Origin of the sequence: Xanthomonas sp. Leaf148 (genome assembly GCF_001423585.1) — a bacterium.
Taxonomy (GTDB): domain Bacteria; phylum Pseudomonadota; class Gammaproteobacteria; order Xanthomonadales; family Xanthomonadaceae; genus Xanthomonas.
In genome coordinates, this window is the sequence record NZ_LMOP01000011.1 from 48365 (window position 1) to 64871 (window position 16507).

General features: G+C 65.3%; 10 protein-coding genes. 1 reads left to right on the forward strand and 9 read right to left on the reverse strand.

Annotation, left to right across the window (positions count from 1 at the left end; translation table 11 throughout):
* Positions 1-24: 24 nt before the first annotated feature.
* Together ASF90_RS24520 and ASF90_RS16030 are read right to left on the reverse strand one after the other, a co-directional pair.
* Positions 25-840, reverse strand: a complete 816-nt coding sequence (locus ASF90_RS24520) for a peptidoglycan-binding domain-containing protein (protein WP_330218881.1) — start codon at positions 838-840, stop codon at positions 25-27.
* Positions 841-1391: 551 nt separating this feature from the next.
* Positions 1392-1949, reverse strand: coding sequence for a hypothetical protein (locus ASF90_RS16030; protein ID WP_055852431.1), 558 nt, complete (start codon positions 1947-1949; stop codon positions 1392-1394).
* 1103 nt (positions 1950-3052) lie between these two features.
* Between ASF90_RS16030 and ASF90_RS16035 the strand changes: the two genes are divergently transcribed.
* A complete protein-coding gene (locus ASF90_RS16035; protein WP_055852432.1) occupies positions 3053-3385 on the forward strand; it encodes a hypothetical protein in 333 nt (110 codons plus the stop codon).
* A 426-nt stretch (positions 3386-3811) separates the two neighbouring features.
* Here ASF90_RS16035 and ASF90_RS16040 read toward each other — a convergent pair whose 3' ends face one another.
* The 7 genes from ASF90_RS16040 to recC form a co-directional block, all read right to left on the reverse strand.
* On the reverse strand, positions 3812-4006 hold the full coding sequence (locus ASF90_RS16040) for a hypothetical protein (protein WP_055852435.1): 195 nt from the start codon (positions 4004-4006) through the stop codon (positions 3812-3814).
* A 193-nt stretch (positions 4007-4199) separates the two neighbouring features.
* Positions 4200-4676: a hypothetical protein gene (locus tag ASF90_RS16045; RefSeq protein ID WP_236699287.1), complete on the reverse strand. Its 477-nt coding sequence runs from the start codon at positions 4674-4676 to the stop codon at positions 4200-4202.
* 148 nt (positions 4677-4824) lie between these two features.
* Complete coding sequence (locus ASF90_RS16050) at positions 4825-5115, reverse strand: HigA family addiction module antitoxin (protein ID WP_055852437.1); 291 nt, start codon at positions 5113-5115, stop codon at positions 4825-4827.
* 160 nt (positions 5116-5275) lie between these two features.
* Positions 5276-5809: a hypothetical protein gene (locus tag ASF90_RS16055; RefSeq protein WP_055852440.1), complete on the reverse strand. Its 534-nt coding sequence runs from the start codon at positions 5807-5809 to the stop codon at positions 5276-5278.
* A gap of 50 nt (positions 5810-5859) precedes the next feature.
* Positions 5860-8472 (reverse strand): AAA family ATPase, encoded by a 2613-nt coding sequence (locus ASF90_RS16060; protein ID WP_055852443.1) that lies wholly within the window; start codon positions 8470-8472, stop codon positions 5860-5862.
* A 222-nt stretch (positions 8473-8694) separates the two neighbouring features.
* A complete protein-coding gene (locus ASF90_RS16065; RefSeq protein WP_055852446.1) occupies positions 8695-12600 on the reverse strand; it encodes an exodeoxyribonuclease V subunit beta in 3906 nt (1301 codons plus the stop codon).
* Positions 12597-16001, reverse strand: coding sequence for an exodeoxyribonuclease V subunit gamma (gene recC, locus ASF90_RS16070; RefSeq protein ID WP_055852449.1), 3405 nt, complete (start codon positions 15999-16001; stop codon positions 12597-12599). The genes ASF90_RS16065 and recC overlap by 4 nt, the downstream gene beginning before the upstream one ends.
* Positions 16002-16507 lie beyond the last annotated feature (506 nt).

Sequence of the window (16507 nt, forward strand, 5' to 3'; positions counted from 1 at the left end):
CTGCCAGACGAAACTTTTAGCTGCTTAGACCATTCGATGTTGGGGCGCACTCAGCTGCTGTTGTTGATCCTGCTGCTGGCTTTGCTGCTGGGCCTGTTGCTGCCGCTGCGTTTCGCTCAGCGTCTGTAGCTGCGAAAGAGATTGCTCCACAGGCTGAGCGATCGCGTCGCTCGTCTTCATGTGGGCCATCAGATGCGCGGGGTTCTCCAATGCGCCCTGCACCACAAACACGTTTTCGCCCCGTCCCACGGACGCTGTTTGATTACTCAACACGACGTGGTCGATCTGCGTTAGTCCGTTCGCTTTGGCCAAGTGGGCGCTGCTAGCCGCAAGCCGAGCGCTGTTGTCGTCATAGTCGCGGCCAAGGCTCTGCTCCAGACGGCGCACGGCGTCTTCGGCCTGACGGTGTAGTGGGTCTTGCGAGGGCACGGCGCCCTGGATATTTCGGTAGGTGGGCGCAGCATTGTGATCTTCCCGATTCAACTCGAGCGGGAAGATGCGCGGAGCAATCTGCTGCAATGTCGCAGGATCAATGTCTCCAGTTTGAGAGAGTCCATGCGCCTGCTGGTAGTTGATCACTGCTGCCTGCATCGACAGGCGGTAGACACCATCCTCCTGAAGTGGCTGATTGTCAGCGCCGCGATACCCTTCGGCATTCAAGGTTTGCTGCGCCTTGCGAACCATCTCAGACGATTCACCGATGCGGATTGTTTCGTCATCTACGAACGGCCTGGGCTCAATGCCACGATCCCGCCTTTCTGCATCGATCGACAGGCGACCGCTGACCAAATCGCCTACGTAGTTCTCGTAGTGTTGGTAGTAGCGAGTATCAACCTCCATGTGTACGTGGATTGCCTGTGTTGCCTGTTTGCCCTGAACTCCCAATGCCTGCCCATACTCGACTCGATCACCGGCCTGCACGTGGAGCGGGGACATGTGCCGGACACGCAGGATGACATCACCGCCTTCCCGATCCAGCACATCGACCAAGCCCTGGCGCGCATCGGCAGTGCCCACCACACCAGCAACGGGCGATGGGACATCCAGTGCCCTCGAAGCAGGCCCAGGGGGTAGCCTGGAATCTTCGAGCAAGAAATCCTTCTTCAGCAGAACTTGGTCAGGACGAAGGCCATGCGTTTGTCCTGGCTCGGCTACCTCGATTTCTTGGAATTCGCCACCGATTAGTCCCAGCGTTCGACCTCTTTGTCCACCGACAGCGCTACCGTTTTGCAGATTGGCGCCGCGGTTGCCGTAAGGATGATGCGTGACCAGATCGTCGAAGTTCTCGACAACCTCGTTGTGGTATTCCTTTTTTTGGTCCCATTCGAGCTGCATTAGTCGATAGGGGATTTGGGGCGTTGCTTCCTGTGCAGCCATGTACCAACTCCTTATCAGTCTCTCAAGTTGATCGCGCGCGTCATGCGCCAACAGCCTTTGCTACGTTTGAACAGGTACGAATCTACTTCATATTCCATACCGAAAGAGACGGTGTAATCCCCCCCCACGCCGGCCTCAATCTTAAAGGGGAATCCGGCATCGCCTTCCGGCTGCGGATTTGCTTCGCCAGGATCGATGTGATCGAAGACTTTGGCACTCCTGAAATAGCGATATGAGAATAGCTCAAAGCGGGAGGACCCTTTTATTTCTGAGATGTGCGTAAGAGGGGAAGAATCAGTCATGTCCTCCACTGTGTACGTTGGCACCTCGTATTCCAGCGGGTCATCCGTAAAGCGGAGACGCACACTGTCATCTGCAGAATCGGCATAGCGCTCAAGGAACGTTGCGAAATCTTTGGAGGGACAATCAACAGCGACAGATTGCTCATTATGGCGACTCTGTTCGCGCTGCGACGCAACCGCCTGGGCGGACGAAGTGCATCCAGTCATAGAGAAGCAAAGCACTGCGGCGAAGACTGCAGATGTGTTCAAGTGGTAGGTACCGATACTCATTGTTTTTCCATATCCCAATTCCTTGTCAGTCTCTGAGATTAATCGCCCGTGTTAGATACCAACACCCCTTACGCCTCTCGAATACATAAGTGTCTACTTCATACTCCATGCCGAAATCTACTCTGCGGCCCTCACCAGCCGTCAGCTCTATGGAGACTGGAGAGCCAACCTTACTGGTAAAACGGGGTCAGGTTCACTTCGGGGTACTTGCTCTGGCATGAAGCCTCATGATCCAACACTGCAACGACGACGAGGCTACCTCAGCTGACCCACAGTACAAGCCCATTGGTGATCTTCCATCTATTTCCTGCGCGGCTCAGAAGATATAGCGTGCCCGTGCCGCATAGCCCATCGCAACGTTGTTCGGCATACACCAATGCATGGGAGCCTCCATCGATGAGGACTGGCACGCTTAGTTGTAAGTACCCTGCCGTCCCCGGGAACGTCTTGTAGAAAGCCGCCCAGTTAAAATCCGCCAATAAGGCGTCGACGGCAGCGGTTGGCGCTCCTCGCACGTAGTCACCGTCAGGTAGCCGTACCGTCACTGAGCTAGCATTCGCTAGGATCAGTGCCTCTCGCGCCTGCTTTGATACCAATGTATCGACAGCAGAACCTGAGAGCAGCTCTTGGTTCAAACTTGAAGCGCACGGCTGCTGCGCTCTGGTACCTGCACACGTCTGCGTGGATCGATCGAGCAGTACAACCGGTTTACGTTTTGTAGCCGCATGGGCGTCTTTGTCCTTAGGCGGAGACGGCAATCCGGGATATGGCTGATCTACGATCGCTGTCCATATAAGAATCATGTCCTGCGTGGATGGAGTTGTGGCCTGCTGCCGTGGCGCGGGCTGTTCAGACACTTCATCGAAATAAGAGGTTATTGATTTTGCAGACAGCGCTAACGCGGCGATTAAGGTTAGGAGCAAGCTGGTAAAAGCGATGCGATACCAATTCACGCGTAGTCCGCTTCTTTTGATTAGGTCAGGTTTGATATTACCAACAGTGTGGGCCGCCCCTGCAGTAGCGCTGCCGTATTACGGCAGCCTTGACCTCCCATACATCCCCCACCGGCCATCCTCGCCTCAGCCTCAACTGGAGAACGCACGATGATGAAGTGGATGGGTACCGCGCTGGCCGCGGCGTTGTTGGTGACCGGGTGCGCCAAGGTGGAGGGCGAAAAGTTCGTCGGCCACTGGGTCAACGTGCAGACGCAGGAAGAGACGATGGACATCGCGCGCAATGGCGAGACCTTCATGGTCCGCAGCACCACGCCGAAGTTCTTCAGCCGCAAGCCCAAGACCGAGAGCTACCCGGCCGTCTACAAGGACGGGGCGCTGCAGGTCACCAACGATGGCGAGACGGTGAACTTCGCCATCGATGAGACCAATGGCCACCTCAACACCGGTGGCGAGCAGTACCAGCGCGTGCCGGCCAAGTAGGGCCGGTGCCGCCAGCGCCCGCGTGCAGACGGTGACCGTCGCACGCGGGCGTTTTGCGTTCTGGGGCTGCCGGCCGCTGCGGGAGTTGCCGGCGCCGCTCCTTGAAAATGCTGCGCCTGACACGCCGCTTGTCCCCCGGCCTCGCTCCCCCCTCCCATTCCAGGGTGCACAAGCCGTAAAGTGCGCAGGCACGCCAGGGTCATGGCGCTGCCCGACCGATCAATCCAGCAACTACGAGGGTGTCATGAGCAAGGGGATGGACCAGAAGAAGAGCCAGAAGAAAGAGCCGGCCAAGACGCTGAAAGAAAAGCGCGCGGCCAAGCAGGAAAAGAAGGGCAAGTAAGCCGCCCGGCCTGCCAGACGGCAAAACGGGGTCAGGTGGATCGCCTGACCTCGCGTTTTGAGAGAAGCGCTGTACGAGGGGCTTCAAGCACCGCCCAGGCGTAACGGGTGCGTAGCATGCTCACGGATGAAGCGATTCACCTCAGACAGCTTGGCGGGCAGCGGAGCGCACAGGTGGCTGCCGTAACTGAAGAACCGAAAGCCCGCGCGGTACAGCCGCTCGACCTTGATCCACTGCGCATGGTTGCGGGCCGGCGGCGCCTTGAAAGAGCGCCCCATCACGCACAACGCTTTGCCGCAACCAGGGCACGGGGCCACCTGGTCGCGCGGCGCAATCTTGAGACTTCTGCGGCACCCGAAGCAGGCGTGCGCCAGGCGTTAGGTGGCGCCGGTGACAGGCGGCTTCCCTCTCCGCGGCTGACGGGCACCGACTGCACAAAGCATGCGGTGCGGTGGGCTTTGTCGGTGGAATTCATTGGCGGCCCCCCGTGCCGGCTGCATCGGGCTGACGCTGCACGACGTACCAGGTACTGCCATCGCATGACGCGATGCCGGCCCGATGCGTGGCGGGCAGTATCGCTGCGACCTCCCTAGGCAGAGCCTGCTGCCAATCCAGGTTGGGAAAGGTCGCGGGGAAGGTCGTGCCGTTCGGGTTGGCAGAGTGCGCGTAGATGCCGGTATCCATCGTGTCCGGACTGAGGTCCGCCCACAGTTGCACCGCTGCACCACGATGCGCCAGACGTGTCTCCAGGTAGCACAGCACACGCACTGCAACCGCATTAACCATCTGCCGATGCTCAGCAGAGGAGAGGCCGCGGCCATTCCAGTCCACGTGCGTATGCCACAGATCGAACCAGCTTTCCGGATCCAAGCGGTCGACCGCAGCACGTGCTTTGGCTTCTGCCCGCGCCCAGTAGCGCTCCATCCGTTTGCGACGACGTCGGTCCATCGGTTTGATCCTGTTCCTAGAATTGATTACTGCCTACAACAGCCAAGCGTTGCAGCAGGGAGTGCTGCCTTGCCGCGCAACGGTCAGACCAGATTCGCTAACCTGCTCTGGTTACGTGCTTAACGCGGCATGCTGAAAACAATGCGTATCACGCCGCCAGCCGCTTGATCCGTGATGGCAAATCGCCCAGCGCTCGGTGCGCTTCTTCCAGTTCGTAGTCGGCCTGCAAGCCCAGCCAGAAGCGCTCGGTCGTGCCCAGCGCCGCAGCCAGGCGCACGGCGGTGTCGGCGGTGATGCCGCGCTTGCCCAGCACGATCTCGTTGATACGACGCGGCGGCACGCCGGTGGCCCGCGCCAAGGCGTTCTGGCTGATGCCCATCGGCTCAAGGAACTCCTCAAGCAGGATTTCGCCGGGGTGGATGTTGGGTAGGACTGTCATGGACAGATGCCTTGTGCTCGGTGGTCGTTGCCGATTTCGTACTGGGTCACGCCTACATGCTTCGGAGGCGGGGGCGCCGATGGTCGTTGCTACATCAGCGCTAGTACGCGCTTAAATATTTATCTGGCAACAATGTTATGCCCTGCTTTTAATTATTTTATCAAACGCTAACGACGTAGCCTTCTTCAAGGTCGCGACGCAGGAGTAGCCTTACAGCGGAATCCTCGCGCGTGCCTGCGAGGAGGAAGCTATGTGCACCAAGGCTGACGGCGTTCGACCAAGTTCCGGTTGCCATCGACACGCTCTGTCTCTGGCGCGTTTCTTTGATGGCCTGCATTTGGTGCTCTGTGACATGTACCAAATTTGCCAGGCGATACTGGAGTTTGGCGATCGACCAGTAAGGCCTTCTATGCAGACTAATCTGCCAGCCGGAGATTTCAATCGGCTTTGCGAAATAGAAACACCAGCTTGCCAGTAGCAGCGCGTCGAGCGTCGCGAATGGACAGACAAAGTCGTCCTCGCCTGGTCCAGGCGTGCAAGCCCAGGACGACATGCGATATCCATCGGCGAGTTGGAGCAGCTCAAGCGTGCGGTCTCCCTGGATTCCGACGACAAGTGCTGTTTCAGAGCGCTGCACAACTTGCAAGCCGCGCTCCACCAGATACTTTGCAGAGGCAGTGAACGTGTTTTCCATAGTGTGTGCACAAGTGGATCAGGCTTGAGGTTGTAGCGCGGCCGGATAACTCAGAACAATGAGCCCTGTTGGGGTGATTGCTGGTCTTCGGTGTGTACCAGCATGGCCGGTGATTCGGCTTGCGGCTGCTCCCCACCCAACCGCCACGCCAATCCCGAAATGCGCGCGGCGTGCCGGGCGAGCGCGGCGCGGATGACCGCTTCGCTGCCGGCCAGGTGCAGGGCGCGGCGGGCGCGGGTGATGCCGGTGTAGAGCAGTTCGCGGCTGAGCACGCGGGCGTCGCGGGTGGGGAGTTGCAGCCAGACGTCGTCGAATTCGCTGCCCTGGGCCTTGTGCACGGTCATGGCGAAGGCGCTCTCGTGGGCGGGCAAGGCGGCGGGGTGGAAGCCGCGCACCTGGCCGTCGCCGTCGCCTTCGAACCAGGCAACCAAGGGGCCTTGGGCACGTCGGTCGGCGGCGGGGTCGGCGCGGGTTGCGGTGCCGCTGGGGTGGCTTGGGCCGGAAGATGCAGCTGCGTCGCTGCGTGCTGTGACGGTGCTTGCATCGCTGCGCTCTGAGGTGGCGCTTGTGTCGTCGCGCCCCGAGAAGGAATTCGCGTCGCGTTGCCCCGAAGAGGGACTGGCGTCGCTGCGCAAACAGATGCCGACGTCGCCGTTGAACAGGCCGTGGCGGTAGCTGTTTTCGGTGATCAGCAGCAGGCGGCCCTGGAACCAGGGCGAGGCGCCGCCGAGTCTGCGGGCGCCGGAGCCGGTGTCGGCGAGCAGTTGTTCGATGCGGGCGTTGAGGCCGCGCGCGCCTTGCGGGCCGGCGCGCACGGCGGTGAGCAGGCGCAGGCGGCTGGCCGCGCGCAGGGCGGCGGCGGGGTCTTGCGCATCGGCCAGCGCGCGCCAGTGGGCCAGCAGTGCGTCGCGGCCGAGGGTGAGCGGGTCGTCGCCGTCTTCGTGGAAGTGCACGCCGGCCAGCTCGCCGCTGCGCAGCAGGGCCAGCGCGGTGTCGGCGTCGCCGGCGCGGATGGCGTCGGCCAGTGGGGCGAGTGCGAAGTTTTCCGCTTGCCGATAGCCGCGTAGCAGGTGCACGCGGTGGCCGGACAGGCCGCTGCTGTGGGTGTGGCTGATGGTGTGGCTAACGGTCTGGATGCTGGCAGGCGTGCTGCCAGTGGGCGCGCTGCCGAGCAGCGGTTGCAGCGCGTCGGCGTCGTGCGGTTGCAGGGCATCGCCGGGGCCGGCGGCCTGCAGGATGGCGGCGAGCACGTCGCCGGCTTCCACCGAAGGCAGCTGGTCGGCGTCGCCGAGCAGGATCAGCTGGGTGCCATCGGCCACGGCTTCGACCAGCTTGCACATCAGCGGTAGGTCGACCATGGAAGCTTCGTCGACGACGATCAGGTCGAACGGCAGTGGGTTGTCTGCGTTATGGCGGAAGTTTGGCGAATCCGGGATGACGCCGAGCAGGCGATGCAGGGTGCTGGCGCCGGTGGGGAGGAGGGATTCCCAGGGCAGTGGCGGGCCCTCACCCGCCCTTCGGGCACCCTCTCCCGCAAGCGGGTGAGGGGAAACATACGGGCTTGCTGCCTCCGCTTGCTGGAGAGGGGAAACATCAGGGCTTGCTGCTTCCGCTTGCAGGTGAGGGGAGACATAAGGGCTTGCTGCTTCCGCTTGCGGGAGAGGGGAAACATGCGGGCCTGCTGTCTCTGTCGTTTGCGGGAGAGGTGAAGCACCGAGGTTTGCTGCCTCTGTCGCTGGATGCAGAGGAGACGTGGCGGGGTTCGGCGATTGTGTCGTTGGCCTGGGCGGGGCTGCGTCGGGATGGGGCAGCAGCTGGATGCCGGCGGCGATGGCGCGGGCGACGGCGGCGCGCAGGCTTTCGGCCATGCGCTCGGCGGCGCGGCCGGTGGGCGCGGCCAGGGCGATGCGTGGCGGCGGGTGGCCGGCGGCATGGGCCTGGGCGATGCGCAACAGCAGCAAGCGGGCGATGGTGGTGGTCTTGCCGGTGCCGGGGCCGCCGGTGATCAGCAACAGCGCGCGACGCAGCGCCAGCGCGGCGGCTTGGGCCTGGCGGTCGGGGGAGTGGGACGGGGCCGGTGGCTTCGTGCCGTTTTGGTGGTGGGATGGCGCGGGCAGGTCCGACCCCTCACCCGCGCTTCGGGCACCCTCTCCCTGGGGGAGAGGGGTTGGGTCCACGGGCTGAGCGGTTGCGGTCGCGTTTGGGAACAGCTGTGCGAACAACGGCGCCAGCGCGTTGGCGTCGAACGCCGGCATGGGCTGGGCAGCGACGCGTTGCAGGCCTAGCGCAAGCCGGCGTTCGTACTCGCGGTAGCGGCGCAGGTAGAGCAGGCCGTGTTCGAGGACCAGCGGGCAGTCGGCGGCGGCCGGGTCTTCGGGGTTCGGTTGGTCAACCCAGCGCGAGGCGGCCAGGGTGCGTTGCCAGTCGGTGGGGTCCGGGAATGCGGGAGATGGGCCGTCGCGTTGGTCCAGCAGCATGGCGGCGCGCGCCGGGTCCAGCCCGGCATGGCCGCTGGTGACTGCCAGCGACGCGAGCGCGGCGGCCGCCAGGACCTGTGGGTCGGTGTCTGGGGCCAGGCGTTGCAGGCTTTGGGCGAAGGCCAGATCCAGCGTGCGCAGGGCGCCGCTCTGGTGGAGAACGGTCAGCAGGGTTGGAGGGCTCATAAGGTGGATGCCTGACTCGCGGACGTAGCGTCACTCCACCCCCCGCTCCGCGCCCCATCCCACGCCAGCGGCGCGGGCGCTCCAGGGCACGCGCGCCAGTGGCGCGCAACCAGTGCCTTATCGCCCCGGGGGGAGAGGGGGTTTGGTACGTCGACGCTGACGGGCTGCGCGCTCTCCCGGAGGGACAGGGGCTTTGGTGTGTCGGCAGCGAGAGGCTGCGCGCTAGTGGGCATTGGGCGTGCCTGGGTTGCTGGAGGTCGGCTCCAGGGCGCTGCCGGCGAACAGCGCGTCCAGGGCGTCGACCAGGGCCGGGTCGAAGCGCCAGGCGTGGATGCCGGGGGCGGGCGGGCCGGGAACGGCAGCGCTGGCGGAGCCGGCCTCGGCTGCATTGCGGGTGGCATCTAGCCCGCGACAGAACAGGTAACGCACGCCGCCGAAGTCGCGGGTGTAGTCGTAGCCGCCGCCGTCGGCGGCATCGCCCAGGCGGAAGCGCAGCCAGCGGTGCAGGGCCACGGTGTAGATCAGCGCCTGCAGCTCGTACTCGCTGTGCGCCATGGCGCGAGCCAGGGCGTCGGCGTCGTAGCTGGGCAGGCGGTTGGATTTGTAGTCGAGCACATACCAGCGGCCATCGACGGTGTAGGTGAGATCGATCAGGCCGGTCATCAGGCCTTCCAGGCGGTGGCGCGCGCCGAACGCCTGGCGGTCGCCGACCACACCAAACCGATGCAGCAACGCCAGCAGCGCATCGACGCGGGTGGGCCGCATGGCGAAGTGGAATTCCATTTCGTTGCGGCGCTGCGGCTCGGGCACGGCGGCCAAGGGGGTGCCTTCGGGCAATACCACGGTGAGGGTGTGGCCGATCAGGGCGGTGAGCACGCGCAGGCCGTCGTCGAGATCGTCCTGGGCATAGCCGCCGCGTTGCAGGGCGTCGAGGATTGCGGTGGCCTGGCCCTCGGGCGCGGGTTGGCCGGGCTGCCACGCGTGCCAGGCGGCAAAGTCGCAGCGTTCGAACACATCGTGCATCACCACGCCGAAGCGGTTGCCGGCAAAACGCGCATCGAACGGTTCGGCCTCGGTGGCCGCGGCAACTGCCACCGCCTCGCTGCCGGACGGTTCGTCGCTGCCGCCACTGCCGACTACGGTGGCGCTGGCCATCGGGTCGATGGCGGCGCCGGCATCGGCGTTGGCCAGCTGGGTGAAGCTGTAGACCCACCATTCCGGCGCGATGTGCCGTTGCGGACTGCGCGCCGGCGGCACCTGCGCTTCGAGCGGCGGCGGCAGGCGCGGCAAGTTGGCTGGCGGGGTGCTGGTGTCCACCACCACCGCGCCCTCGCCTGCCGCGCCTTGCAACGCATCGAGCGCGCGCAGCATGCCGGACAAAGCAGTGCGTTCGTGCTGATGGAAGCTGCCACTGGCGATCCACAGCGCATGCTCGGCGCGGGTCAGGCCGACGTAGAGCAGGCGTGCGTCTTCGGCACGTTGTTCCTGCTTCCAGGCGGCTTCGGCGGCGCTCCAGGTCGGGTCGTCTTTCTCACGGCTCCATTTGGACACGTTCCAATGCAGCTGACGGCCGCTGTCCGGCGCATGCACCACGCAATGGCGGCCAGCGCCCTTGTCGCCGCGGCCGATGCCGATGTACGGCAAAAACACCAGCGGATATTCCAGGCCTTTGCTCTTGTGCAGGGTGACGATCTGCACGCGGCGCGCGTCCGATTCCAGCCGCAGTTGCTGGGCTTCGTCGTTATCGTCGGCATTGGCGATGCGGCGTGCCAGCCAGTCCACCAAACCATGCGGGCCGAGTGCGCGCACGTCGGCTTCCTGCAGCAGTTCGGCCAGTTGCAGGTAATTGGTGAGGCGGCGCTCGCCATCGACCAGCGCGAGCAGGCGTTGCCCGTGCGTGGCGCCCAACTCGCCGATCAACGCCAACGGGCCGCCGCGCTGCCAGCGCTCGCGCCAGTCCAGTGCATGTTGCTGCCAGCGGCGATGGCGTTCGCCATCGCGTTCCAGCGCGGCAATGGCGATGGCGTCTTCGCCGATCAACACCGTGGCCAGCGCGGCGCGCAGGCGGCTGTCGTCGCCGGGATCCAGCAAGGCCTGTAGCAGGGCCAGCAGTTCCAATGCTTCGTCGGTGGCGAACAGGCTCTGCTTGCCGGCGGCGACCGCCGGAATACCCATCGCGCCCAGCGCTTGCTGGATGCGCGTGGCCTCGCCGTGGCTACGCACCAGCACGGCGATATCGCCGGCCTGCACCGGGTTGCCATTGATGGTGGCGGTGCCGTCGCGGCCACCAGCCAGCCAGCCGCGGATGGCGGCCAAGCAGGCGGCGGTGGCCAGCTCGCGCGCGCGGCCGGCGCTCCAGGGTTTGGGCTTGCCTGCGTGCTTGGTTTTTGCCGCTGTCGCGGCGGCAGGCGGCGGCGGTTCCGGCGCGCGCCACAGCGTCAGCGCCGGGGCGGTGGCGCCATCGCGTTGCAAATCGGCATCGCTGCGCTTGGTGCCGGCCTGTACCGGATGGAAGGCGATGCCGTCGGTGAGAAAGGCGTCGGTATAGCCGGCCTGCGCGTACAGCGCATCGATCGCCGCCAGCACGCCAGGGCGCGAGCGGAAATTGTGGCTCAGCGGTGGGGCCAGTTCGGCGGTGATTGCGGCGGCCAGATAGGTGCGCACATCGCCGCCACGAAAACCGTAAATGGCCTGCTTGGGGTCGCCGATCAAAAACAGCGCCGGCTCCAGACCGGCCGCACGTGCGAGCGGACCTTCGCCGAACACCGTGGAAAAGATCGACCACTGACGGTCGTCGGTGTCCTGGAATTCGTCCACCAGCGCGATGGCGTATTGCGCGCGCAGGCGTTGCACCAGGGCATCGGCTTGCGGACCTTGCAGCGCGTGCGCCACGCCATCGACCAGATCGTCGTAGGTCTGCACACGGCGCTGGCGCTTGAGTAGCGCGAGCCGTGCGATGGCATCGTCGCGCAGGGCATGCAGCAGACGGATGCGGCGGCGTGTGCGCCATTCTTCGACACGTGCCAGCGCGGTGAGATAGCCGTCGATTTCGTGGCTCATCGGCGAGGCCGGCGTGCGATCGACAAACTTCTTGTTGGTGCCCGATGCCAGTTCGGTAGCGGTCAACTTGAGCAGCTTGGGATGCGGGGCGTGCTCGTGCGTTGGCGCGGCGGCGAAGCTGTCGAACCAGTGCCACAGCGCGGTGAGCCACTCCGGTTTGTAACTGACCTTGCTCAAGATGCCGCCATCGATGGCGGACATGATGGATTCGAAAAAGGCTGTGCCATGCGCGTGGAATGCGCTTGCCAGCGCGTGGCGTGCATCGTGCACCGCCTGCAGCAATGCGGCGGCATCGTCGCTGCTGGCATCGGACGCTGCCGGCAGGATCGCCGCGTGCCGCACCAACGCGCGCAGATCGGTGGCCAGCGCAGGCGGGCCGCCCGACCACAGCGCGATCAAGTCTTCGGCCATCACCGCATCGGCCGCACGTTGGCGCCACAGATCGGCGGCCACTTCGCCCAGCAGTTCGCGGTCGTTAGCGAGCAGTTGCGGCGCGGCGAAGGCCTGTCCGCTTTCCAGCGCATGTTCGCGCAGCACGCGCGCGCAGAAGCCGTGGATGGTGAACACGGCGGCCAGGTCGATCTCTTCCACCGCCTGCTGCAGCCGGCGACGCAAGGCGGCCGGGGTTTCATCACCGGTGGCCAGATGCGCGTTGAGGATGGCGCGGGTGAGCAGGACGTCGGGCGCTTCCTGTAGGAGCGGCCTTGGCCGCGACGGGACGTCGGCGAGGTCGGTCGCGGCCGACGCCGCTCCTATAGACGCTGATGGAGCGTTGGATGCCTGCGTTGCAGGTGGTTTGGTCGCGGGCAGGTCCGCTCCTACGACGGCGTCGGGGACGAGGGAGGCGGCCAGCACCAGGCGCTCGCGGATGCGGCGGCGCAATTCCTGCGTGGCCGCTTCGGTAAAGGTCACCGCCAGGATCTGGCCGATGCGCAAGCCACGCTCGACCACCAGCCGGGTGAACAACGTGGCCAGGGTGAAGGTCTTGCCGGTACCGGCGCTGGCTTCGATCAGGCGCACGCCGTGCAGCGGCAACTGCAGATACGGGTCGCTCACGGGCGCGCTCATTCGGCGTCGTCCTGCGCGCCGTGCCAGTGCCGCCAACTGTCGATCAGACGCTCAGGATCGAGCGTGGTGTCGGTGTTGCCGCGTTCGAGCAAGTCGTACACGCGATGGCTGGTGGTGGCGAAGTCGGTAAAGCGCTGCGCATCGGCAAACGGGTCGCGGCCGCGATTGACCAAGCGTAATTCCGGACTGTGCGATTCGCTCCAACCGAAGCTGGCCTGCCATTGCCCGGCGGCGTCCTTGATGGCCTTGTCCAGATCGTCGCTGCGCGCGGCCTGGTGGTATTTCCAGCTGCTGTACGGCGCAAATGCCAGCGGCATTTGCAGGCCGTGGCGATACAGCTGCAAGAGCTCGCCCAAGGCGTGTTGAGCCTGCGTCTGCGAGAGCGGTTCGGCATCGATGGGATACGGGCCCAGGCCGTCGTCCTGCTCGAAGAAACGCACATACGGCACGCGCTCGCCGGCGGCGCGCAGCAGCAACCATTCCAGGCCGTGGCGGATCGCGCTGCGGCCACTGAGCGCGCCGACCTGCACGCGCCCCACGCCATCGGCATACCAGCCGGGCACGCGGCCGTGGACGTCGATATCGCCGATCTGCACCTGCAAGCGGTGCGACTGCGCCGGCGCATCGCCACGCCATTGCCGAAACGCATCGGCATACGGGCGCAGCTGCGCCACACGCTCGTCGAGTTGACGGCGGCCGAGCGGGCCCGATGGCAGCAAGGCACGCGCGCGCAGCCGCTCGTACAACCCGTCCACTTCACCTGCCAGCGCCGCCTCGAACACCTGCTGCTGCAACCCGTATTGATCCAGCCCGCGCGTGGGCGCGAGTAGCGGTTCCAGATCGCTGTCTTCGCTGGCCGGGTCGGGCAATCGCATGCCCAAGCGATGACGCAAAAACTGCCCGGCCGGGTCGCCGAACAAGCGGCGTAGATCGTCAATGGACACGCTAGTGGGCAAGGCGATGTGATCGGCCGGCAGCGCACCGGTCACCCACGGCGCCAGCGGCTGGCGCTGGCCGGTGAGGCTGTCCACGGCCGGGCGCCATTGCCGGCGATAACTGAAACGCCGCGGGTCCGCGCCGTCATCGCCCAGCGCACCGAATGCAGCGGCGGCAAACGGCTGCAACGGGTGATGCACCACCAGCGTGTCGATCGCCGCAGGGTCGGCGTGGTGCTGCGCCGCGCTCGCCAACAATTCGCTGACCAGCACCGACGGCTCGCGCACGCTGCCATCGCGCGCATCGGCGCCGAGATAGCTCAGATAGAACACGTCCTGCGCAGAGGCGAACAACTGCAGAAACAAAAAGCGGTCGTCCTCGCGGGTGGAACGGTCGCCATGCCGGCGACGCTCGGTGCCCAATTCTGCGGTGAGCCGATTGAGCCCGGCGGCCGGGTCGCGGCGCGGGAAATCGCCATCGTTCATGCCGAGCAAACAGATCGCGCGGAACGGCAGCAAGCGCATCGGCACCATGCGGCCGAAACTGATGCCGCCGGTCAGCAGCGGCGCACGCGTGTCCGACTCGCCCAGTATCGCTTCAAAATGCGCACGCACCACCTCGGCTGGCACCTTGCCGGCGTAGTGCGCGCGCTGCGCATCGCGGGCGAATTGATCGATCAAGCTGCGCAACCGATCCAACGCACGCTGCGCACGCGGGGCCGATGGCGCGGTGGGAATCAACGCATCCAGCAGCTCGAGCAAACGCTCGCGCCAGTCGACAGGCGGCATCGGCTCGGCCAGCACGGACTGATGGCGTTCGAGCACGCGCAGCAACCGCATCAGCGTGTCGAGTGCGGTCAGTGCGCTGCCTTCCAGCTGCGGCCACGGCGCCACGCCATCGATGTCGTCGTCGGCGCCGCTGGCATGGCCGAGCAGCAGCCGGTCCAGCGCAAAACGCCAGGTGTAAGCGTCATCGCCGGGCGCCTGATGCTGACGCCGATGCAGCGCATCCAGCCCCCAGCGCGCGCCGGCCGCGTGCAGCCAGGTGCGCAGGCGTTCCAGCCCGGCGTCATCCAGTCCGGCCGCCTCGGCGATCGGCGCGCTGGCCAGCAGGTCGAGGATTTCATGCAGCCCAAAGCGTGCGATCGGCAGTTTGAGCAAGGTCAAAAACACCTCGGCCAACGGCTCGCTCGCCAACGGGCTGGCGTCGGCCAAGGCGTACGGCAATGCATCGTCGCTGCCATGGCTGCCGAACACCGCCTCCAGATACGGCACATACGGGTCGATGTTGGGCGACAGCACGGCAATCTCGCGCGGCTGCAAGGGCGGGTCGAAGCGCGGGTCGTCGAGTAAGGCGCGTAACTGGTCGTGCAACACCTGCAGCTCGCGCAAGCGCGTGTGGCAGGCATGCACCTGCAGGCTGGGGTCGTGCAGATTCACCGCTGGCAATGCCGCAGGCATGGCGGGTGCACGACGATGGAACAGATCGCTCTGCATCCGCCGCAGCAGGCTGTCGCCCAGGCCGCCATCGGCAAGTACGCGACGGCCGGTGTCGAGCGGGTCGGCGTAGGCGGCGATCTCGGCCAGTGGATGCACCACCTCGTAATCGCCCACCAGCGCCATGAAATCGCGCCCGGCCGCACCCCAGGCCTGCAGCAACGGGTTTTCCTGCACTTGATCGACGAATAGCTGCACTGCGCCGTCTTCGCGGCGGCGCTGCCACAGCGTCTGCAGATCGCCCCAATAGCCTTGCGTGGGCGTGGGCAGATAGAAATGCAGCGTGCCTACGCGCGCTTGCGTGGCCAGCACGCGCAGCACGTCGGGCGAGATATTGAGGATGGCGAAGGCGAACAGGCGCGTTGGCAAGCCCTGCGGCAACGGCCCATCGGCGCGCGCGTAACGGTCCAGATACTGGCCGATGCGACGCGCGCGGTATTGCCGCCCGGTGGCGATGCTGCGCCACAGCCGTGCCTGCGGGTCGTCCGGGTCGGCGCCACCCTCCCAGCGCAGCAGCCAGTCGCGTCGCCATGCCTGGTACTTCTCGAATACGTTGCCCAACTCGCCGGCCAACGCCCATGGCTTGAGCGCATCGCCATCGGCCAGATAGCCGGCCAGCGGTGCCAGCGCGGCGTCGCTGCCCAGATCCGATTGCAACGTCGCGTACAGGCGCCACTGCGTGGTCGCCATGTCCAGGTCATCGTCGGCCGGGCCGAGATTGCGCTCAAGCGCGCGTGCCACGAATTCGCCCGGGGTGAGAAATTCCAGATTGGCCGCCACACCATGCTCGGCGGCCAGCGTGGACTGCAGCCAGCGCCGCATCGCCACCTGCGGGATCAGCACCACCTCCGGCTGCAATACTGGCTGCCCGGGCACTGCCCGACGCAGCTCCTGCGCAAGCAAGGCAGCCAGGGTATCCAGCGCATTGGAAGGATAGAGACGAAAATCGGGCGCGGAGGTGGCGTGCATGCGTGCGGCATTGTGCCGGATGGCGAGGGAATGCGCTGTCGACCTGCCCGATGCGTTCCAGTCGATGTGCGTGCACGTGCTGCACAGAGGCGCGACATCCACAACATGGCAACTGCGGTCAGGCGAGCGCGGCCCGTGGCAGGGATCGGTATCGCCATCGCTTGCGGCCGTGCAGCCTACGCAGCGTTATGCGAGCCATGCTGCGCACGACGTGTCGCCTGCTCTGTGCATGTGTAAGCCAACCGCAAGCGACACGCACCTCGCTCGATGCCGGCGACGGCCGATGCGCCTGCACGTGCTGCGCCGACACGCGGCATCCGCAACATATCAACTGCGCTCAGGCGAGCACGGCCAGTGGCAGCAATCGCCATCGCCATCGCTTGCTGCCGTGCAGCCTACGCAGCGTCATGCGAGCCATGCTGCGTGCGACCTGTCGCCTGCTCCGTGCATGTGTAAGCCAACCGCAACCGACACGCACCTCGGTGCGCCCTACCTACCACTCCTGC